Below are 21,407 nucleotides of genomic sequence, written 5' to 3'. Positions count from 1 at the left end.
CGATAGACATCACTTCCATGAAAAAACAGACACTACTCATCGGACTGATCGGCTGGTTTATCGGGCTGAGCAGTTGTGAAAATAGCCTGGACAAGGTCAATCCGAACGCGGTCACGGCGGAAACGTATTTTAAAACCAGCGCTGAATTGCTGAAGGGCGTCAACGCGGCCTACACCACTCTGAACGGCAGTTATTTAGTCGGCAACGCCTACATCTGGCTGCACGACCTGCGGTCGGATGATTTTGTGGGCACGACCCTGGCCGACGATCGGGGCGAGATTCTGCGCGGGACGCTGGGCGTCAACAACGCCTACACCGAACGGGTTTGGAAAGGCTTTTACATTGTGATTCACCGCTGCAACGTGGTGATTAACAATACCGTTACCAGCGACCCGGATGATCCGTCGGGTCAGCTCAAAAACCGGGTAGTGGCCGAAGCCAGGTTTCTGCGGGGATTGGCGTATTTTGAACTCGCCAGCCTGTGGGGCGGGGTTCCTTTGATAACGAAACCCGTGACCGATTTTGGCGGTTTTGTGCCCCGTTCGACGCAGAAAGCCGTTTATGAAGCGGCCATTCAGGATTTGAAAGACGCGGCAGCCGCCCTGCCCCCAACCTTCGAAGCGGCCGATAACGGCCGAGCCACCAGCGGAGCGGCCAACACCCTGCTGGGCCGGGCGTATATGCAGATGAACGATTACGCCAACGCCAAAACCGTGCTCGAAAAGGTTCGGAGTTCGGGTTTGTACGCGCTTTCTCCGACCAGCACGGAGAATTTTCAGGAAGAAACCGAATTCAACAAAGAGTCGGTTTTCGAGTACGTTTTTGCGCCTTCGCCCTCGGCGGCTGAAGACGAAGGCGACGACTACGCCCAGGGCCAATACCGCGAATCGACCAACGGAACCCGGCAGTACGATATGAACACCGGCAACGGGATCGTTCTTCCTTCGCCGGGACTCAAAAGCGAATTTGAACCCGGCGATCCGCGCAAAAAAACGACGATTTATGAAGTCGGCGATCAGTGGGCCGGGGGCGTGATGACCCAGGAATCCTGGAAAAAATACACCCTGAGTTACAAGAATCCAACGCCCGGTAACGTCACCAGCGCCATGAACCGCCGGATTCGCTACGCCGAAGTGCTGCTGATGCTGGCCGAGTGCGAGAACGAAACCGGTACGGCCCCGGCCGCCATCGCCCGACTGAACGACATCCGAAACCGTGCCGAGCTAAAAACCGCCGGTCTGCCGACGTATCCGAATACGAAGTTTCCGTGCAACACGAAGGATGAAATCCTGAAGGCCGTCATGCACGAGAAGCGGGTGGAACTGGCGGGTGAACAGGTACGGAACCGCGACCTGCTGCGCTGGCGGGCGGCTGGCAAACTGGCGTTGCCGGGCGGAGAACCTATTCCCTATTTTCAGGCCAATAAACACGAGTTATTGCCGATTCCCCAATCCGAAATCGACCGCAACACCGCCCTGGGTTCGGGTGGTGTTGCGGCACAAAATCCGGGCTATTAATCTGATCCACACCATTTGGAAAACCCCTTTGAGCAGGCCGAAACCTTTCGGCGGCTGGCTTGTTCAAAGGGGGCTTTTCTCTTATCCCATGAAACGTACGCTAGTAAGTTTTTTTCTGGTTGGCTTTTTCTATTGCTGGTTTTTCGAAGCCTGCTTCGCCCAAAATGCGATTATCCGCGAAATTAACTCCCCCGACCGATCGCTGAAAGTGGTTCTCAACCTGGCATCCACGATCACATACCAGGTTTACTACCAGAACCGGCTGATCATCGCTCCGTCTGAAATCGATCTGGTTTTGCAGGATGGCAAAAAGCTGTCAGCCCGCTCCGGAAATCCGAGGTTTACAAACAGACAGAACCGAGGGACGATCGTTTCGCCCATTCCGGAAAAAAGGAGAATCATCCCGGATGTTTATCAGGAACTGACGGTTGACCTCCGCAATTCGTTTGGCTTGGTTTTTCGGGCCTACAACGACGGAATTGCCTACCGAATCACATCGACGTTGAAAGACAGTATTATCGTAAAAAGCGAAACGGCCCGGTTTCAGTTTCCCGAAAACCACCGCCTGTATTTTCCGGAAGTTGTCAAACGGCCAGACCAGGACCGTTACCACACCAGTTTTGAAGAAACGTATACCGTCAAACCGCTGGATAGTCTGACCAGCCGGAACCTGTTTTTTACGCCGGTTTTGGTGGTGCCGACGACCACGCCCAAAATCGCCATTACCGAATCCGATCTGGAAGATTATCCGGGGATGTTTTTGACCGGCACCGGTTCCCAGGCTTTGCAGGGCGATTTTGCACCTTATCCGTTGGACGAAGCCGTAACGGGTGGTGAATATTCCCAAAAGTGCGTGACCAAACGGGCCGACTTCATCGCCAAAACCGCCGGAACACGAAGGTTTCCCTGGCGCGTGCTGATCGTGGCCCCAAGTGATAAGGATTTACCCGGCAATGATCTGGTGTACCGGCTGGCGTCACCTTCGCGTGTGGCCGACGTTTCGTGGGTAAAACCGGGAAAATCGACCGACGAATGGATTATTTCCTCAAATTTGTTCAATGTGCCCTTCAAAAGCGGCATCAACACCGAGACCTATAAGTTTTACATCGACTTCGCCAAACGATTTGGTTTCGAGCGGATTATGATGGACGCGGGCTGGAGTGATACGCAGGATTTGTTCAAAATCCGGCCAGAAATTAACATGAACGACATCATGTCCCATGCCAAAAAGCAAGGCATCGGCGTCAGCATGTGGACCCTGGCGATGACCCTGGAGCGTCAATTAGAACCCGCCCTGGAGCAATTCAATCGCTGGGGGATTGATTTCATCATGACGGATTTCTTCGATCGCGACGACCAGAAAACCGTCCGCTTGATCCAGAAAATTGCCGAAGCCTGCGCGCGGCATAAGCTTATGATTATGTTTCACGGGGCTTACAAACCCGCCGGTTTCAATCGCACCTACCCGCACGCCATAGCCCGCGAAGCGGTATTGGGTTCGGAGTTCAACATCTGGAGCGACAAACCCTCGCCCGACCACAATCTGTTGCTGCCGTTCATCCGGATGCTCAGCGGTCCGATGGATTACGAACCGGGTTTGCTCGCGAATGCGACGCCCAGGACCTTCCGGCCCATTGGCGAAAACGTGATGTCGATGACCACGCGTTGCCAGCAATTAGCAATGTTTATCGTCTACGAAAGTCCGATTCAGTTTTTCTCCGGCAATCCATCGCAGGGCCTGACCGAACCGGCTTTTATGGAATTGATGGGCAGCATTCCGACAACCTGGGATACGACCCGGGTGCTGGACGCCCGCCTGGGCGACTATCTCGTGACGGCTCGTAAAAAAAATCAGGATTGGTTCGTGGGCGCAATGACGGATTCAACGGCTCGGGATCTGACGTTCCCCCTAGATTTTCTGGATATGGGAACCTACGAAGCCACCATTTGCGAAGACGGTCTGAATGCTGACCGTTACGCTTCCGATTATAAATTATCGACAAAAACCGTCACCAAAAATACCGTGCTACCAGTCCACCTGGCACCGGGGGGCGGTTACGTAGTCCGATTGCGAAAGAAATAATTCCGTTCGAAACCCTATTTCCAATGACCCGCCTGATCCGCTGCCTGCTTGCCTTTTTTACGTTCACCTCCGTTTACGCCCAGACCGACCAACCCGTTTATCCCGGAGCCGACGAAAAAACACCTTCGATGGCCATGTATTTCGACTGGATCAACCGGAATTGGAATGGCTCCAACGAGCATAAAACCCTGCGAAACCTTGACTTCTTCGGCTGGATGAAGCGGCAGTATGGGATGCAACTCGACGTGTTTCTGCTCGACGCGGGCGTGTTCGACAACGGGCCAAACTGCTCGTCGACGCCGAAAGAAATGGCGTATGGCAACCTGAACTCGCCCTGGTTCCGAAAAGCGTTTCCCAACGGCTTCAGGACCATTGCCCAACGCGCCGACAGCATCGGAACGCGCCTGGGATTGTGGATTGGTCCCGACGGATACGGCAACACGCCCCAGGAGGCTCAACAGCGCGTGGATCTGCTGGGCAATCTTTGCCGGGACTACCGGTTCAAAATTTTCAAAATGGACGCCTGTTGCAGCGATTTACGTCCTGAAAAAGAACCGTACTTCATTCAGGCGATGCAAAAAGCCCGGCAGTATTCGCCCGATCTGATCGTACTGAACCACCGCATTTCACTGAGTGAAGCGGCTAAAAAATATACCACGACCTTTTTGTGGGAAGGCAAGGAAACCTACATCGATGTCAATAATTTCAACGATGCGACGGCCATTCATCACCGGCAGGGGAACATGAAACGGGGGTACCCGCCCAACCTGCTGCGCCTGACCGAAGACCACGGTATTTGCCTTTCCTCCGCGCTTGATTTCTGGGAAGACGACCTCATTCTGCAGGCTTTTAACCGCAGCCTGATCATGGCGCCGGAGATTTATGGCAATCCGTGGCTGTTGCGCGACGACGAATTTCCAACGCTGGCCCGCATCTACAACCTGCACCGGCAATACCGGTCAATTCTTACCCAAGCCATGCCGTTACCCGAAACGGATTACGGTTACAAGGCGGTTTCCCGCGGAAATGCCACCACGCGGTTTATTACGTTGCGAAACCTGGGCTGGACCAGCGAAACTCGTGCCATCCGGTGTGACCGTTCCATCGGCCTGGAACCAGCACCACGTTACACCGTCAAACAGATTCATCCCACCGAAAAAGTCATTGGCGTTTTCGAATACGGGAAACAGGTACCGGTGGAAGTTCAACCGTTTCGGTCGGCTTTGTTTACGATAACCGCCGAGGATACCGACTTTTCGGTCACCGGAATCGATTATAAAATCATCAATGACCAGCCCGGCAAACCGCTGGTAATGCAGCTACTGGGGAAAGCGGGGATAACCCATACCGTCCGGATCAAGACCGGAAACCGTGCGTTCACCCGAGCGACGCTGGATGGAATAACCACCAACGCTGTTGGTTCTGAAATGAAGGTGTCATTTCCCGGAAAGGTGCAAAAGGCGGCTTCCCATCGCTTCGTTGGCACGCTTTCGCCAATCAAGCTACCGTCCACGCATCCGTCGATGTACGAAACAATGTGTTTTGCCAACGACAACAATGCGCTGGAAGTACGCAGTCTGGCGCGTGCGGGAAAAACGCAACACCCGGAAGTCCAGGCCGCCCGCGACGCTTTTTTCAACGATCCGACCTTTGTTCAAACCGGTTCGTGGGATCGTTACGCCTTTGATGGCGATACTGGTACGGCCTTTAACGCCTACGCCAGTACCTACACAAAAGGTGTCATTCAGCCCGGTGCGCTGCGGATCGATTTGCAAAATCCGACGCGAATCGATCAACTTGTTCTCCGCCGGATTCCCGCTGACTACCAACCCGGTTCCGTTGCTTTTTCCAATGATCTGGTTCACTGGCAGTCGGCAACCATGAAACGAACCGGGGACGATTTGCACCTGACAGTTCCGGGGGATGGATCCTATCGGTATGTAAAAATTGCCAATGCTCCGCTGTCGGTTCGGGAAATCGAAGGGTTTTATCAGGGCCGGAAACTTCCAGCCCGCTCGTGGAAAGCCAGCAATTTATTCGAAAAAGAGAAAGAAGCGAAGCTGGCCTGGGCGCATTCTTTTTCAATCGCGGAGGCCGATTCAGGCAGCTATCTGGCCCTGGCCGTACCAGGAAATTACAAAACCGAGGGGTTGTTTGCAGCCATTCATTTCGGAAATGAGGTGATCGCTCCCAACGATCGGAGCCCGTCGTTTCCGTACAACAACTGGGAGCACATCGATACGGTCGATGGCAATGTGACCTTTTACTTCCCGCTTAAAAACCACCTGCTGAACCAGGCATTAACGATTTCGTTATTTTCAACGGATGGTACATTGACAACACTTCAACCTGCCCTTTGGCTAACGACGCACTCAAACTCGTTTCTGAAAAAAGAGTTAATTCTTGAATAAACGTCTGCGCAATGGAGTAATCCATGCGTTGGTAATCTTGGTTTCTTACCAATTCACAAACCCAAAGGGCGTCCCTGTTAAAATTTTACATTCACCTATTCTCTTTCAGATAAAGCTATCATCAAACTCGTCAACAACGGTCAGGTCATTCACGTCGAACCATTCTTCTGAATCGTCATCCAGTCGGCAGAGTACCTGCGTTTCTTCTTCGTTCAGGCTCGAAACCGTCAGTGTATGACCGTTGTTGACGCTCGCATCCGCATGTTTTACCGTGTCTCCGTAGTGCATAGGTCGTGATCGATTATTACTAACTGGTTTTGTTTGCTTAATTTACAAACAACCAAGTCGATACATTTGTTGAAAATCCCGAAATCCCCATTCTTATGGCTTCGGGGCAGAAATTAATCCCAAATCCCACGCATCCGTGCGAAACGGAATCACCGGCAGTCCTTCCTTGCTAAAGAGATTCGGCACCGGGGCATCGCGGAACGCAAACCGCACTGCCACCGGATTTTTGATGTTCTCGGCCCAAACCTCCAGCGTGTTTCCTTTGATGCGGGCCTGCGCTTTGGAAAATACTTTGTCGGCTTCCGCAATTTCCAGCTCGGCAATGTCTGTCCCTTTGGCGATCAAGCCGTTGGGCGCGTTGTCGAACGTAATCCGGATTTTATTGCCGTCCACCTGCATCGAACGGTATTGCGGGCTTTTATACAGCCCCACATTCTGCCCGTAGGTTTCCGCCAAGGCCCAGTTAGCCAGCCGGTTACCCACTTCTTTTTTATAAGCCGGGTGAATATCCTTCAGGTTGTCCACCAGATCCGTTGTCACGATCATTCCTGATTTCCGAATGTCCATCGCTTTCGTCTGACTTTCCCGCGTGGCTGCGGTCTGGTATTTATCGCCGTAGGTATAGGGGGCAATCTGGACGTAATAAAACGGAAAATCCGTCTGCCATACGCCCCGCCAGGAGTCGACCAGCGCGTGCGTCAGTTTGTGGTAGGCCGGTGCATCGTGGCGGTTGGCTTCACCCTGGTACCAGATTACGCCGGCAATCGGAAACGATGTGATCGGTGCGGCCATGCCGTTGTAAAGCACGCCCGGTTTATTGGGGGCCCAGGGCGCTTTCGGCATCGTTTGGGCCGACCGGCGGGTTTCCGGGTAGAGCATTGCGATGGGTTCCGGCACCCAGGAGTCCATGAACGAACCGCCCCACGACATATCGATCAAACCGATGGGAACGTTGAGGGTGTTCTGCAATTTTTTCCCGAAAAAATAACCGACCGCGCTGAAATACTTCATCGTCAGCGAATCGCAAACCGCCCAGTTGCCCCGAACATCGACCTGGGGCGAATCCGCGGCCCGTTTCGGAATCTTGAAGAACCGGATGTTGGCATTGAACGCCGTTGGCAGTTCGGCGCGGGCATCTTTGGCGCCCCCACTCGCCGTCATTTCCATGTTCGACTGCCCGGAACACAGCCACACCTCGCCAATCAGGATGTTGGTCAATTCGACTTTATTATACCCATTGATCGTGATCGTGTAAGGTCCGCCCGCCTTGGGTGTTCGCAGACTCACCTTCCAGATGGCATTGTCGGCGCAGGTGGTGCTCACCGGCTGGCTTTCCCAACTGGCCGAAACCGTCACTTTTTCCGTCGGATCAGCCCAGCCCCAGATCATGATTTCGGTCTGCTGTTGCAGCACCATGTTGGAATTTAACACAGACGGCAAGGTGACATTAGCCCAGGAGGTCGTAGCCAGCAATACCAGCGCGAGTATCTTTTTCATACAGTTCATCGAAACGGTTCAGGATGTTCCTTCCAGAATCGCAAAGTAAGCGGTATTCCGTCATAAAACCGTCTATTTCTCCACAATGGCATCCAGCAAGGGCGCTACCGGCACCACCCCCGCCCGGTGTTTTTCAAACTCCTTTTTCAGCTCCTCCAGAATTTCCGGGTGTTTGCGGCCCACCTCATACCGCTCGCCGGGATCAACTTCCAGGTTATACAACCAGGCCGGGTCGTGCGGCACCGGAGCTTCCGGCGAATAGGACGGATGCGTCGTGAAATGCGCTTTCCAGGGGCCTTTCCGAATGGCGTACAAACGGTCGGAATCGTAATAATACACCAGATCGGTCACCTTGTCCTTTTGGCCGGTCAACAGGTCTTTGATGTTCTGCCCATCCAGCACCTGATCTTTCGGCAGTGGCACCTTCGCCAGATTCAGAATGGTTGGAAACAAATCCATCGACGTCGCCACGGCGGACGACACGGTGTTGGCTTTCACCAGGCCGGGGCCCCAGACGATGGCCGGGACGCGCATCCCGCCCTCGTAGGTTGACCCTTTCGCTTCAAACAATGGCCCAGCCGAACCGCCGTTTTCTTCCAGCCGGTTTTTGATCAGCCACGGGCCATTATCGCTCAGAAAAACGACGAATGTGTTTTTATCCAGCTTCAGATCCTTCAGCTTTTTCAGAATCTGACCCACGCTCCAGTCCAGTTCCTCCACCACATCGCCGTACAAACCGCGTTTGCTCTTGCCGGCAAAATCGTCCGAAGCATACAGCGGCACGTGCGGAAATGGGCTGGCGTAGTACATAAAGAACGATTTTCCCTGGTTCTTCGAAATGAAGTTCAGCACCTCGTCGGTATACCGTTTGGTTAGTAATCGCTGATCCGGTTCGGTTTCGATCACGGTATTATCCCGGTACAAGGGCAAGAGCGGATTGTTGTTCGGGGGAGCGGGCTGCGTTGGAAAGGAGCCTACCTTTCCCATGTCGTTCGAATACGGAAGTCCGAAATACGAATCAAAACCGTACTGCAAAGGTAGAAACTCCGGTTTCGAACCCAAATGCCATTTTCCGACGATGCCCGTTCGATACCCCTTGCTTTTCAGGGCTTTCGCAATCGTCATTTCGCTGTGCGGTAACCCGTTGGCCGAGTTGGGAAAAAAGACCGCCCGCTTGCCGAAAATGCCGTTCCGAATCGGCAACCGCCCCGTTAGCAGAGCCGCCCGACTGGGTGTGCAGACGTTGGCGGCCACGTAAAACTGGGTAAAGCGGGTTCCTTCGGCGGCCATTTGATCCAGGTGGGGCGTTCGAATGGTGGGGTGACCGTAGCAACTCAAATCACCGTAGCCCAAATCATCCGCCAGAATGATGATAAAGTTGGGTTGTTTGGCCGACTGCGCCCTTACATCATACAAAGTCCATAGTACCAGTATAGAAATTAACCATGCGGTTTTGTGAAAATGATTCATGGGAGTTCCGGTTTTGATTGGAACCGTAAATAAACGGTATAAATCGCGATTAGTCCACGGGAAACTGCATCTTATTTTGTCTCCATTCCAAAAACATTTACTTTAGCATAACCCTAAATTCAACCTGAAATGCGATCTTCGTTTGCCGCTCTTTCATTGCTCTCCCTCCTTTCCCTGCGCGTGGTTGCCCAACCGAATCCCGACCGGCCCGAGTTGCGGCAGGGGGCCTACTATAGCGAACCCGACGGTGCAAAAGCCCTCCAGAATTGCGCCATTGCGTATAATGACCGGGCTTCCTGGGAAAAGCGGGCCGTCCAGATCCGGCAAGGCATCCGCGAGGGGCTGAAACTGCCGGAAAAACCGGCCTTTGCTCCGCTCAATCCTATCCGGCACAGTCTTCGAAAAATGGACGGCTATACGGTCGAGAACGTTGCGTTTGAAAGTTTACCCGGTTTTTACGTAACCGGAAATCTGTACAAACCGGCCAGTATTTCCGGGAAAACAGCCGCCGTTCTTTGCCCGCACGGCCATGTAGCTAATTCGGATGCCCGGTTTGTGGAACAGACCCAGCAACGCTGCATCACGATGGCAAAAATGGGTGCGGTTGTGTTTGTCTACGATATGCTGGGCTATGGCGATTCGAAACAGTGTAGCCACAAGCTACCGGAAGCCGCCAAATTGCAGACGCTGAACAGCATCCGGGCGCTGGATTTTCTGACCGGTTTGCCGGAAGTCGATCCCGAACGCGTGGCGGTTTCGGGCGAATCCGGCGGAGGAACGCAGACCTTTCTGCTCACGGCGCTGGATTCACGCGTGAAAGTTTCGGTGCCAGTTGTCATGGTTTCGGCGCACTTCTTCGGCGGTTGCGTTTGCGAAAGTGGCATGCCGATTCACAAACGCCCGACCCACGAAACCAACAACGTTGAGATTGCCGCCCTGGCCGCTCCCCGGCCCATGATCATGATTTCGGACGGTGGTGACTGGACCAAAAACACGCCGAATGTCGAATTCCCGCACGTCCAGCGGATCTACGGTTTTTACAACGCCAAAAACCGGGTCGAGAATGTTCACCTGCCGAACGAAAAGCACGACTTCGGCCCTTCCAAACGAACGGCTGCCTACCGCTTTCTGGCCCTGCATCTCAAGCTTGATCTAAACAAAGTAATGAAAGACGGCCACATCGATGAAAGCCCGAACGTGCTGTTAAAACCGGCTGATTTGCAGGTTTTTACGAACGCTAATCCGCGACCGGCCAACGCGGTGGTCGGTGATGATGCCGTGATGGCGTTGTTGAAGTAATGTCACTTACAAACCAGAAGGTCTATGCGTAAGATTTCCAAAGCTCGTTCGCGAGAGGACATACCAAGCTACGACAAAATGTATTGGTGGTCAAAAACACCAGAGGAACGATTGCAAGCTGCCCTAAAATTGATCCAGCATGCTAAGGAAATCTACCGTTCCAATCCGGCTAATCCTCCCCTTGCCAATGGAAACCGAATACATAAATCTAATACGCCTATTGAACGAGGAAAGCGTTAAGTATGTCGTTTTGGGCGGACTTAGGAGTCACATTTGAAGAATGTTACCAAAACCGCGTCGTCCTGACCATTCAGGATACTCCTGTCAATTTTATCAGCCTACCAGACTTAATAAAGAACAAAAAAGCAGTCGGCCGACCACAGGATTTGCGTGATCTGGAGAACTTACCCAATCTCTAAAACCGGTTCACTACTTTTACAACAACTGACTCTATCTACTACTCGACAATCCGGAAACCAGCCGGGATTCGTCGCATTTGAACCCTATAAAATCGTTGAAGGTCGATCCTTCAATCAACCAGTCTTTGCCGGTAATTGGGCATTTACGGGCTAAATCCTTTTTCCGTCCCCAATCCCGGTAATTCAGCAAGTAGTAGAATGTAGGCACTCCGGTTGCTTCTTCAATGCGTTGACAGATTTCCCTTCCCCGCTTTGACAAGTTCGAGTTGACATCTTCCATTTCCTTGCGGGCTCGTTTTTCGTACCCATCGATACTGTACCACAGATCATAAAAAGTCTCGTATTCCCACTGCCACCCGCTGATGTCCTTGTAATTTTTAAGGGCCGTGTACGTGTAGGGGATTCTATAAAGCGGGATTTCCTGATGCGTATCTCCGCATACCAAGGGCGAAAACCCTCTGTAATACAGGATATAAAAGCTGGAATTTTCGGGAACTTCATACCCTTCGTAAGCCGCTTCCACGCCCGTGTGCACATACTCGATGGACGCGCCAAGCTGGCTCTCCAACGCAGAACGCCACTTTTTCGCGTAATCCGTTGCGTTTCGGTCGTCCAGCGAGTCCTTTTCCGGACAGGTCACCGGAATTCTGATCTGATTTCCATTCCGAATGAACTGGTAACTATTCGTACAAATCTGTCGCGAGTCGTATAAACCCTCGAGAAATAAGGAACGATTGTAGGCCGATTCATCAAACCCGGTTTTTGACATATCAAGCACAATATCAACGGAATACATGGTTCAAAATCTGAATAGTATGGTTTTCAACTTTGTAAAACAGCTTTAAAATAGGTGAATTTTCCCACAAGATTACGGCATGAGTATACCTTCGCTGCAACACCCACCATTCCAACCCGGCTCCGGCTTTAAAGCATTCCGCAAAATAGTCCAACAAGAACCTTTATCGCCTAATAGTCCAATTCGAAAAACAAATAGGACATATCCCCTATAATACCAAAAGTATATTTTGATATTTCGAAATATATAGTAGATTTATTCCGGCCGCGTAATTCTCTTTTCAGATAGCCTGATCTGGTTATTTTTCCGTTTCATCACCCAATCAAACCATCAACCGGGCGATTCGTCCGGCCTGCGACTATGAACCGTCGACATTTTCTTCACACGGCCAGTCTGAGTTCGCTCGCCCTGGCTTCCGGCGTCTCATCCTGCGCTCCCCGCCTGAGCGCCATGTCCGGCCAGCCCCTGCACCGCGTTCCGAAACTGAAACTCTCGCTGGACCGCATTGTGAAAGAAACCGTGGGACTACGACCCTTCCGGGCGTCCGGCCCACGCATCGCCAGGGAAACACTGGGCAGCAAAACCCTGGTTCACAACTACGGCCACGGCGGCAGCGGCTGGTCGCTCTCGTGGGGAACCGGCAATCTCGCCCGCGAGCTCGTCCTGTCGACCGGCGAGAAAAAAGTGGCGGTTTTGGGATCGGGAACGGTGGGACTAGCTACGGCCCGCTTGCTGCAGGAAAAGGGCTGTGAAGTAACCATTTACACCAAAGACCTGCCGCCCAATGTGACGAGCAACCTGGCAACCGGCACCTGGTCGCCCGCTTCCCGCGTGTGTGACCCCAAAGTGGCCACGCCCGAATTTCACGCTTTGTGGGAAAACGCCACACGGTTTTCGTTCCGGCGGTTTCAATTTATGCTCGGATTAGACGATATTGTGTCGTGGGTCGACGAATATGGGGTCAGCAACGAACCGTTCCGGCAACAAACGGACCCGGCCATCGGGGGTGAAGTCTACCATCTGGCCGGGTTGATTCCCGAGCGGAAAGAGCTGACGCCGAAAGAGCATTCGTTTGGGGCCAAATACGTTTCCTGGCGGTCGAGCATGATGTTCAATATTCCGAGTTACCTCCACCACCAACTGAGTACGTTTATCATGCTGGGGGGAAAACTCAAGGTGCAGGAGATCAAGAAACTGGAAGATATCGACGCCCTGCCCGAAATGTGCGTCGTCAACTGCATGGGGCTGGGTGCCAAGGAAATCTTCAATGACGAAGAACTGACGCCGATTTCCGGGCAACTCGCCTGCCTGATTCCGCAGAACGAGGTGACCTACAAGCTCAACGCCCGGGGTGCCAGCATCATTTCGCGGAAAGACGGGATTTACCTGGGGGGCAACGGATTGGTCGGCAACTGGGATACGACACCCAAACGGGAAGTAACCGAAAAGTTTGTCGATACCATTCAGCAGGTCATGAAGGAAATGAGAAGTTAGTAAATACCTTATTATTAATTGATTACCCATTTTCAATTCACCATAAACGTTACCCTTTGTGAGAAAAATCTGTACGGTTCTTGTTATCGGTCTATCCATTGTTTCGGGTGCGGCATTCAGTCAATCGGTCGAAGCCAAATTAAAAGAGCAGGGCATCGAACTGGCTAAACCAACCGCTTCACTGGCGAATTACGTCAAAGCCGTCCGCACCGGCAATCTGGTTTTCCTGTCGGGCCACGTCTCCAACCGGGCCGATGGAACCGGTATTAAAGGTAAACTAGGCAAAGACCTCACGGTTGAGCAGGGCTACGAAGCGGCCAAATTATCGGCCATCGGCTTACTATCATCCCTGAAAGCCGAAATTGGCGACCTCAACAAGGTAAAACGCATCGTCAAGGTGTTGGGGATGGTCAACTCCGCTCCCGAATTCGCCGATCACCCCAAAGTGGTCAATGGCTGCTCTGATTTACTGGTAAACGTGTTCGGCGACAAAGGCAAACACGCCCGCTCGGCCGTCGGGGTGGCCGCACTGCCATCAGATTACGCGGTTGAGGTAGAGATGATCGTTGAAGTGGAGTAAACGTTTTAAAAAAAGCAAAATCCGCTCCCGGCTGCCAATCTGGTGCTGAGGAGGGAATTTGGGCTTACCGAGAAAGTACCGGGTTACGGCAAGCTTTTACGAAATCGCGCAGAAGAGAGCTGTTGAGCGCAAAATAGCCCAGTAAAAGGACGACGACCAGCGACTTGAAATAAAATTTCCAGGTGTAGGTACCTACAATGAAATTCTCCCAGAAGGTCCTCAGATCGTACCGGGGAAACTCGACCAACAAGTACCGAACGGATTGCGTGATGGGGTTAAATACAAAAAAAGCCAGCAACATGACAGGCAAAAAATACAGATTATAGCGTAGCAACGACCACCAAGACAGATTAAATTCTTTGATTCTCAATACTTTATGCATCCCATCGATCAAGGCTACTACGATTGAAAGGGTAACAAGCTCAGGCAGAATACCCCCTCGAATGGCAATGTAGAGGTAACCCAATATACCACCATAGCTCTCTACCATTTCAAGTTTTCTTTCGGGAAGAAGCATCCAGTTTGCGATTTCAAACAAAAGGGCTGCGAACAACAGGGAGTAAATGGCATACGTTGGCCTTTTCAAATAACTTCTCGAAAGCTGAATTTTGTCCATAACGACAGCCTCTGGTAAACTAACGTTCTATTTTCTAACAAGATAGCAGGAAATGGGAATGGATGGGCAAGAATTTGTCAGATTTTTAAATCGTAGCATAACAGCGATGGGGATTGACGATTTTCCGTTTAGTGACCATACGAACCGGGCTGTCCGTTAAATTTTGCCGGTTTTTGGGGCCTGTACGGTTTTGATTGAGTCCCTGTACAGTTACTTTTGTTAGCTTTGCGGCCTATACTTCGTGCTATCATGAGAAACTTTTGCATTTTCCTAACCTTCCTTTGCCTGAACGCTGTTGCCTACCCGAAAGCCCCCGGCGACACCCAAATTGCCATCGAAACCCGGCGAACGGCGCTGGTCATCCGGATCGATAAAGCGGGCGATCCCACAATTATTCACCTCGGAAAACGGTTGCAAAACACCACCGAATACGGCCTTTTATCAGACAATGGAAAGCGCGGAGAAGATTATACGCAACTTTACAATTCGGCCTACACCCCAGCGGGGGCGCGCAATCTGCTCGAACCGGCGCTTCAGGTTGCCCACGCCGACGGCAATCCTTCCTCCGACCTTAAATATGTCCGGCACGAAACACAGACGGTTTCCGACGGCGTTGTTCTGACCACGGTTTTCCTGAAAGATCCCCAGTATCCGTTTGAAGTAAAGCTGTTTTACAAAGCCTATCAGCAGGAAGATGTGATTGAACAATGGTCTAGTATTCGCCATACGGAGAAAAAAAACGTTCGTTTGCAGAAATACGCGTCGGCCAATCTCTACATTCCCGCAAAAAACTACTACCTGACGCACTTCCACGGTGACTGGGCGAAGGAGATGAATCCCGAAGAAATTCCATTGACGGCGGGCTTGAAAGTGCTCGATTCCAAGCTCGGAACCCGCGCTCATTTGTTCCAGCCGCCCTCCTTTCTGCTGTCGCTGAACAAACCGGCAGAAGAAGAAACCGGTGAAGTAATCGCCGGAACGCTGGCCTGGTCGGGGAATTACCAGATTCAGTTTGAGGTCGATCCGCTGCGGAATCTGCGACTGATTGCGGGCATCAATCCCTACGCTTCGGAGTATCTGCTGGCCCCGGACAAGGAGTTTGTCACCCCGGCTTTTCTGTATACGTATTCGGATTCGGGCAAAGGACAGGCCAGCCGGAATATGCATCGCTGGGCGCGGAAACACCGCATTCCACAGGGCGAGGGCAATCGGTTAACTCTGTTAAACAACTGGGAAGCGACGTATTTCGACTTCAACGAAGAAAAGCTGACAACTCTATTCAAAGACGGCAAGAAACTGGGCGTCGACCTATTCCTCCTGGATGACGGCTGGTTTGCCAACAAATACCCCCGCAACGACGACCATACCGGTCTCGGCGACTGGCAGGAAAACAAGCAGAAACTCCCGCACGGACTGGGTTATCTGGTGAAAGAGGCCGAAAGCGCGGGCATCAAATTCGGGATCTGGCTGGAACCGGAAATGGTGAGCCCGAAGAGCGAACTCTACGAAAAACATCCCGACTGGGTGATCAAACTGCCCAACCGCCCGGAATACTATTTCCGGAATCAGTTGGTCCTGGATTTGTCTAATCCAAAGGTACAGGATTTTGTCTACGGCGTCGTTGACGGGATTCTGACCAAAAATCCGACGCTGGGCTACATCAAATGGGACTGTAATGCGGTGATTTACAACGCCTATTCAGCCACCAACCCCAACCCGTCGCACCTGTATGTGGAGTACGTACAAGGGCTTTACAAGGTGCTGGAAAAACTGCGGGTCAAATACCCGACTCTGCCGCTGATGCTGTGCTCGGGCGGAGGTGGCCGGGTCGATTATGGGGCCTTGAAATACTTTACGGAATTCTGGCCGAGCGACAACACCGACGGTCTGGAGCGCATTTTCATCCAGTGGAATTACTCCTATTTCTTCCCCGCCATCGCAATGTGTAACCATATTACGGACTGGGGCAAACAACCGATCAAATTCCGCACCGACGTCGCGATGATGGGTAAAATGGGGTACGATATTGTGGTCAGCAAACTGGACGAAAAAGAGCTGGCCTTCAGTCAGGAAGCCTTGAAAACCTACAGCCGGGTGAAGGATGTGATCTGGAAAGGCGACCTGTTCCGGCTGGTATCCCCGCAGACTTCCGACATGGCGTCGTTGCTGTATGTCAGCGAAAAACAGGACAAAGCCATGTGGTTTAACTACCTGGTCGGAAACCGCTATCGGGAAGGTAGCCAGGGAGCCATTCGGCTGAGCGGTTTGCATCCGGCGAAGAAGTACCGGATTCAGGAAGTGAATGTGTATCCGGGCACCAATTCACCGATTAACAGTAATCAGACGGTTTATTCGGGCGATTATTTGATGACGGTCGGCTTTAACCCCGCGGTCGATGCGCGCCGGGCCAGCGTGGTGCTGGAGATTACGGAAGCGAATTGAGCTCGGCTGTCGTTTCACCGGTTCGAACTTCCATTTCACCACCGGTTTTTGTCAGTTAATACCGGATTCGGATGAATTCGGGAAGGTTTGCCTACACATTTGAGAAAGTAAACAACCGACTTTCTCATGAAACCAACCCTTCTCGCGCTGCTGACCGTTGCAGCGCTCAGCCTTTCCTCGTGTTCCAAAACCAAAGATCCCGTTGAGCCGGGAGACGCTCAGGCCGGTTTCGTGTCCGGCAAAGTGGTCGATTCGCAGGGCAAACCGATCGCCAAAGCTGACATTGTGGCCGATGATACCCGGTATTACAACAGCAACGTGCTGGGGCAAACCGATGCCAAAGGCAACTACAAACTGGAGGTCGGCAATGGTTCTTTTTATGTTCGCGGAACCGTCAAAATGAAGTATGAAGGCCAGAATTACGTGCTGGATCTGTTCGTGGAAGACGACGGTGCTTTTGCCGGTTCCGACGGTGCCGTTAAAAACATGACCTTGAAACTGACCGGTGAGCGAACCGGGAATTTCGGCGACGACGGTGTTTACGGCGGCAAAATCGAGGTGTTTACGCCCATCGGTTTCTACGACACCGAGAATGTGGAACTTACGCTGGAACCCGTCGCCCCGCTCATCGACGGCACCACCGGGAAGAAGATCGTTCAGAAACCGGACTACCTGTACATTGATGATGTTCCCCTTGGAAAGTACAAGATTACGGCCCGGTATGTCCCCGAAAACAAACCCATGAAAGTCCGCGTCCGCAATGTCGGGAGTTTCCAGAATTCCCTCACGACGCTGTTCGTACCGGCCTATGCCGGGGCCACCGGCCGGTATAAAATGGACATTGAAGTTTCCGAGCCAGAATAGAACTCCGGCCTATCGTTCAATTTTCACATCGAACGTAAACGAAGCCGTTCCGCCCGCTTTGTTGACCTGTCCCTGCGTGAACCGGATCAGGCCTTTTTTGCCCTGCTGGGTGCGAAACGACCACAAATACGGCGTGAGTGGAGCCGACGTGCTGAGATCCGTCAGTCCTTTGACGAGTTCCGTTTTCTCGTCGGCTCCCGCATCGAACGTCCAGGCTTTGCGCAGGGCCGCGGCATCGCTGAACGTCTCCCACTGGTTGGCCGGAATGGTGGTATAACGCAGGAACGTGTTCGCGAAAAACGGCCACTGCTGCTGGTCGATCAGCGGCCAGATGGTGTAGGCTCCGCAGGAAACCCCGCAGTTTTGGACCGCCCGCGGCCCGGCAAACCAGGGACCGGAATAGTAATCAAACACCACATCGATTTCGTAAGCGACTTTTGCGCCATCGGCAAACCGGTAGAACGTGCCGTTGTCGAGATCCAGTACATTGCGGGTTTGCGGGTCGTTCGACTGCCCTTCTTTCAGGTCCAGTTTCAGGTTGGTGAACACGCGGACGTCGGGGCTGGCCGGAAACTCCTGCTGACCCAAAACCGCCGACCGCGCCAGCCGTTCGTCGCCCGTCATGGCCACGTCAAAAATGCAATGGCCGAGTTCAGGCTGGCGGCTAACGCCCGCAGCCTGACACACGCCCTCCGCCCATTTGTATTTTTCAGGGTCAATGACCGGAAACGTTTTGGGAAAGGCGCGGTCGGTGTACGAATCGGTATTTTTTCCATTTTCGTACACAAAAAGCGAGTTGGGGCCGGTAATCCGCCAGCTATCAGCAAAGGAGGTGTGGATCGTCGGAAAGCTTCGTTCGATGGCAGTTCCATTGGCCAGTTTAAAATCATTCTTATCGTCTCCGTCGAAATTGCCCATCAGACCGGTCACATTTCCTTTGCGGCTATCGCCGAGCAGAACGGCATAGTCGAGGTAGGGCGTATTCCAACGAATCGTGACGCCCTCGCCCTGTGCATTCGTAAACACCAGCTTTTCTTTTGCGGCTACCCGCAGTTGGTTTCCATTGGCGAGCGTCAATAGGGTAAAGGAGGACAGCGCGGTTTCTTTCTTGTTGACAAAAAGCCGGGGCGCTTCCAGCGAAGCGGGGTTTACCAAAAAACAGATTTCATCGGTGCCGATGCGGGCCGCAACGCCCGTCGTAACGGTTGCGCGGTTGGTCTTGTAGGCATCTTCCTGCCGGGCCTGAATTTCAATCAACGCGCCTTTGGTGGCGACAAACTCCCCTACGGCCTGAAAACCGTAATCCAGTCCGTCGTGCGTAATGACATGCGGGTCACCCATGGCCCGGCCTGCCGCAGCAGCCGCATTGCCCAAAGCATCCCCCAGTCGATCAAAAATGCCGTTGAAGGCATCGCTGACACTCCTCGGACCGCGGTTGGTGCGCCCGGCCTGGGCGGCTGCGCGGGCGGCTTCTTCGCGGGCCGCTTGCTCGGCGGGCGTTTCTCCCCGCGAGTTTCGTTGCACCGGGGTGGCATCGGAAGGCATTTTTGCCTGCGGAACCGGATTGACAAACCGGTATTCGGGCAAGGGCGAACCGGGCTGGGGTGGTGGCGAGTAGAAATATCCACTGTGGTAGTTGACACCCTGATTTCGTCCCAGCGTCTGTGCCCGGGCGGGTGTTGCCAATAGTGCAACCAGAAATTCCTCCAGATCGAACAGGCTGGACTTCCGGTGCAGATTGGCCAGTACCGTTCCTTCGTTTGCCAAAATACCCCAGATGGTGTTTTCGCTCAAATTGGATCGGGTGGCACTGTAATCAGCGACTTTCGTGAGTCGGCTGACCATGAAATCAGTCATGGTTTCGAAACTTTTGACTTCGGCAGTTTTGGCGGCAATGTCCGCCTGCGCGGTTTGAATGGCCGCATCGATGGCGGTAAAGCGGGTGGTTTTGTAGGCCAGGTATTGCGCCGACATGAACCCGGCTACTTCCTGATTCGCATATACATCAAACCGAAAATCCAGGATGGCCACGCCCTTGTTTTGGGTAGCGGCTTCCGTACACTCGATGAGGAGCTGGTGATACCGGGTTTCTTTTGGCCCGTCGGAAGTGGCCGTCAGATCGTTTTCTTTCTGCTTACAGGATTGCGGGAGCAACAACAGGAAGACCAAGGCTGCGCTGAATCCGGGTCGAAAACCCATTCGCCCGGTATTTTTCTGGAAAGTAAGATCCATGTCTTTTGTGATTCTATGTAGGACTTACGTCTGATCGTTCTGTTACTCTTTTGCTTACTCAATCGTTGAAACCGCCAGGAAAAGTCTCAAAGCCGAAAGTTTTTTCATGATTTCACGCGGGAAAAATGGACAGTCACTTTTTTATCAAACCGTGGGTCGGCACTGCTCGAATAGCCTGAACCGGTGGCCGTCGTGTACGTAAAAGCGAGCGTGAGCGTCAGGCTGTCGTTCTGCCACTGCCCGCCATCGACCGCCGACAGGACATTGAAATTTTTGCGCAGTTGCTGCTTTTCATCCAATGCCCGAAAATGAACCGTGTTGAGCCGGCTTCCGGTTTTGTCTCTAACGGCACCGTAGCATTCGTATTCCTCAATACCCCGTTGGCTGGTGACGGTCGCAAAACCGTCGAACCGCTGTTGGTCGGATCGGGAACCCAAACCACTCCGGCGCCGGGTTCGGCGGCTGGCTTTTTTGGCCCGGTCGTCTTCCGTCATCGGCACCAGAATCTCGAGCCGCATGGTTTTCCGCACGCCGTCGGGGTCCTGAAAGTTGCCCTGCCATTCGCCCACCAGCAAATGGGCAGCTTTGTCTTCGCTGTAAGCCCACGGACGATCTGCCAGGTCGTTCCGGTAGCTGAAGTAATACTTCCACTCGTAAATGCCCCAACTGATGACCGCCAAACCGAATAAAAAAAAGAGAATCGTTTTTCCTTTTGCCATGGTTTCCATGCGGTTTACAATAAGCCGGTGTGGGGTACGACGCGAACCGCATCAGCCCCGGAGACCATATTTTTCCACGAGAGCCTGCCGCTTTTCAGGAAACCCTTTCATTCCGAACTGTTCGGCCAATGCCCGGTGCCTGGCCCGGATTTCCGGAGCATCCATCGATAATCCCTTCGCCTGCGCTTCCCGGGGAAGGGTGTAAAAAACGGCTTCCAGATAGTCTTCAAACGGCTGCTGGAAGTACATATCGATGGCGCGGACGGTCTGGTCGGTCGCATTCCAGAACGTATGGACGATCCCCCGCGGACGCAGGTGCCACCCCCCCGCCTGAACCTGAAAAACCTCCTGACCGACCAGCACACTGACGGTTCCTTCCAGTACATACATCAATTCATCGAGGGCTTCGTGGAGATGCGGAGCCGGACCCATTATTTTCGGACCGACCACAAACTCAACACTGGAATATTGCCCATTGGTCTGCCGTTGGCGAACCCGGGTTCGAATGCCGATCCCCTGTGGACCCGGCAACAGCGGTTCGGTTGCGGGCGGAAGGTAAAAAGGCAGCAGGTGCTCACCGGGTTCGGACTGATCAGCCAAAGTCGCCGAAGGGAACCCTGCTAAGAAACCAGATGCGACCGTTGCCGCAAGAAAATCACGACGTTCCATAAAAAGGTCAT

Annotated in this window: 16 protein-coding genes; 8 read left to right on the top strand and 8 right to left on the bottom strand. The window is 52.9% G+C overall.

The features are described 5' to 3' along the window. Positions 1–17 precede the first annotated feature (17 nt). The 3 genes from ACS5NO_RS26205 to ACS5NO_RS26195 all read left to right on the top strand — a co-directional run bounded on the left by ACS5NO_RS26205 (position 18) and on the right by ACS5NO_RS26195 (position 6,011). Positions 18–1,517 carry a RagB/SusD family nutrient uptake outer membrane protein gene (locus tag ACS5NO_RS26205; protein ID WP_439417876.1) on the top strand — a complete coding sequence of 500 codons (1,500 nt, stop codon included), beginning with the start codon at positions 18–20 and terminating at the stop codon, positions 1,515–1,517. An 88-nt stretch (positions 1,518–1,605) separates the two neighbouring features. Then, positions 1,606–3,600 carry a glycoside hydrolase family 97 protein gene (locus ACS5NO_RS26200; protein ID WP_439417875.1) on the top strand — a complete coding sequence of 665 codons (1,995 nt, stop codon included), beginning with the start codon at positions 1,606–1,608 and terminating at the stop codon, positions 3,598–3,600. Between the two features lie 23 nt (positions 3,601–3,623). Next, positions 3,624–6,011: a hypothetical protein gene (locus ACS5NO_RS26195; RefSeq protein ID WP_439417874.1), complete on the top strand. Its 2,388-nt coding sequence runs from the start codon at positions 3,624–3,626 to the stop codon at positions 6,009–6,011. 105 nt (positions 6,012–6,116) lie between these two features. On the opposite strand, the gene ACS5NO_RS26190 is transcribed toward ACS5NO_RS26195, so the two are convergent. The 3 genes from ACS5NO_RS26190 to ACS5NO_RS26180 form a co-directional block, all read right to left on the bottom strand. Beyond that, positions 6,117–6,299: a hypothetical protein gene (locus ACS5NO_RS26190; RefSeq protein ID WP_138991794.1), complete on the bottom strand. Its 183-nt coding sequence runs from the start codon at positions 6,297–6,299 to the stop codon at positions 6,117–6,119. A gap of 93 nt (positions 6,300–6,392) precedes the next feature. Continuing rightward, the gene (locus ACS5NO_RS26185) at positions 6,393–7,796 is read right to left on the bottom strand and encodes a sialate O-acetylesterase (RefSeq protein WP_439417873.1); all 1,404 of its coding nucleotides are present in this window, start codon (positions 7,794–7,796) and stop codon (positions 6,393–6,395) included. A 72-nt stretch (positions 7,797–7,868) separates the two neighbouring features. Continuing rightward, on the bottom strand, positions 7,869–9,266 hold the full coding sequence (locus ACS5NO_RS26180; RefSeq protein ID WP_439417872.1) for a sulfatase family protein: 1,398 nt from the start codon (positions 9,264–9,266) through the stop codon (positions 7,869–7,871). A gap of 129 nt (positions 9,267–9,395) precedes the next feature. Between ACS5NO_RS26180 and ACS5NO_RS26175 the strand changes: the two genes are divergently transcribed. Further along, a complete protein-coding gene (locus ACS5NO_RS26175) occupies positions 9,396–10,565 on the top strand; it encodes an alpha/beta hydrolase family protein (RefSeq protein WP_439417871.1) in 1,170 nt (389 codons plus the stop codon). A 450-nt stretch (positions 10,566–11,015) separates the two neighbouring features. Here ACS5NO_RS26175 and ACS5NO_RS26170 read toward each other — a convergent pair whose 3' ends face one another. Continuing rightward, a complete protein-coding gene (locus tag ACS5NO_RS26170; RefSeq protein WP_439417870.1) occupies positions 11,016–11,780 on the bottom strand; it encodes a DUF2310 family Zn-ribbon-containing protein in 765 nt (254 codons plus the stop codon). Positions 11,781–12,074: 294 nt separating this feature from the next. Between ACS5NO_RS26170 and ACS5NO_RS26165 the strand changes: the two genes are divergently transcribed. Next, positions 12,075–13,274, top strand: coding sequence for an FAD-dependent oxidoreductase (locus ACS5NO_RS26165; RefSeq protein WP_439417994.1), 1,200 nt, complete (start codon positions 12,075–12,077; stop codon positions 13,272–13,274). Positions 13,275–13,341: 67 nt separating this feature from the next. Continuing rightward, a complete protein-coding gene (locus tag ACS5NO_RS26160) occupies positions 13,342–13,854 on the top strand; it encodes a RidA family protein (RefSeq protein WP_439417993.1) in 513 nt (170 codons plus the stop codon). 64 nt (positions 13,855–13,918) lie between these two features. On the opposite strand, the gene ACS5NO_RS26155 is transcribed toward ACS5NO_RS26160, so the two are convergent. Continuing rightward, on the bottom strand, positions 13,919–14,470 hold the full coding sequence (locus ACS5NO_RS26155; protein ID WP_439417869.1) for a hypothetical protein: 552 nt from the start codon (positions 14,468–14,470) through the stop codon (positions 13,919–13,921). Positions 14,471–14,719: 249 nt separating this feature from the next. On the opposite strand from ACS5NO_RS26155, the gene ACS5NO_RS26150 reads away from it, so the two are divergent. After that, positions 14,720–16,912, top strand: a complete 2,193-nt coding sequence (locus tag ACS5NO_RS26150) for an alpha-galactosidase (RefSeq protein ID WP_439417868.1) — start codon at positions 14,720–14,722, stop codon at positions 16,910–16,912. A gap of 126 nt (positions 16,913–17,038) precedes the next feature. After that, positions 17,039–17,776, top strand: coding sequence for a carboxypeptidase-like regulatory domain-containing protein (locus tag ACS5NO_RS26145; RefSeq protein WP_150874695.1), 738 nt, complete (start codon positions 17,039–17,041; stop codon positions 17,774–17,776). A gap of 9 nt (positions 17,777–17,785) precedes the next feature. Here ACS5NO_RS26145 and ACS5NO_RS26140 read toward each other — a convergent pair whose 3' ends face one another. From ACS5NO_RS26140 to ACS5NO_RS26130, 3 genes are all read right to left on the bottom strand, one after another. Continuing rightward, on the bottom strand, positions 17,786–20,008 hold the full coding sequence (locus ACS5NO_RS26140) for a VWD domain-containing protein (protein ID WP_439417867.1): 2,223 nt from the start codon (positions 20,006–20,008) through the stop codon (positions 17,786–17,788). A 104-nt stretch (positions 20,009–20,112) separates the two neighbouring features. After that, positions 20,113–20,736: a hypothetical protein gene (locus ACS5NO_RS26135; RefSeq protein ID WP_439417866.1), complete on the bottom strand. Its 624-nt coding sequence runs from the start codon at positions 20,734–20,736 to the stop codon at positions 20,113–20,115. Positions 20,737–20,778: 42 nt separating this feature from the next. Next, positions 20,779–21,327, bottom strand: coding sequence for a cupin domain-containing protein (locus ACS5NO_RS26130; protein ID WP_439417865.1), 549 nt, complete (start codon positions 21,325–21,327; stop codon positions 20,779–20,781). Positions 21,328–21,407 lie beyond the last annotated feature (80 nt).

It is taken from the genome of Larkinella fluvii (assembly GCF_051857545.1).
Classification (GTDB): Bacteria; Bacteroidota; Bacteroidia; order Cytophagales; family Spirosomataceae; genus Larkinella.
The sequence above is the reverse complement of the archived record's forward strand: the minus strand, read 5'-3'. Positions and strand labels throughout refer to the sequence as shown.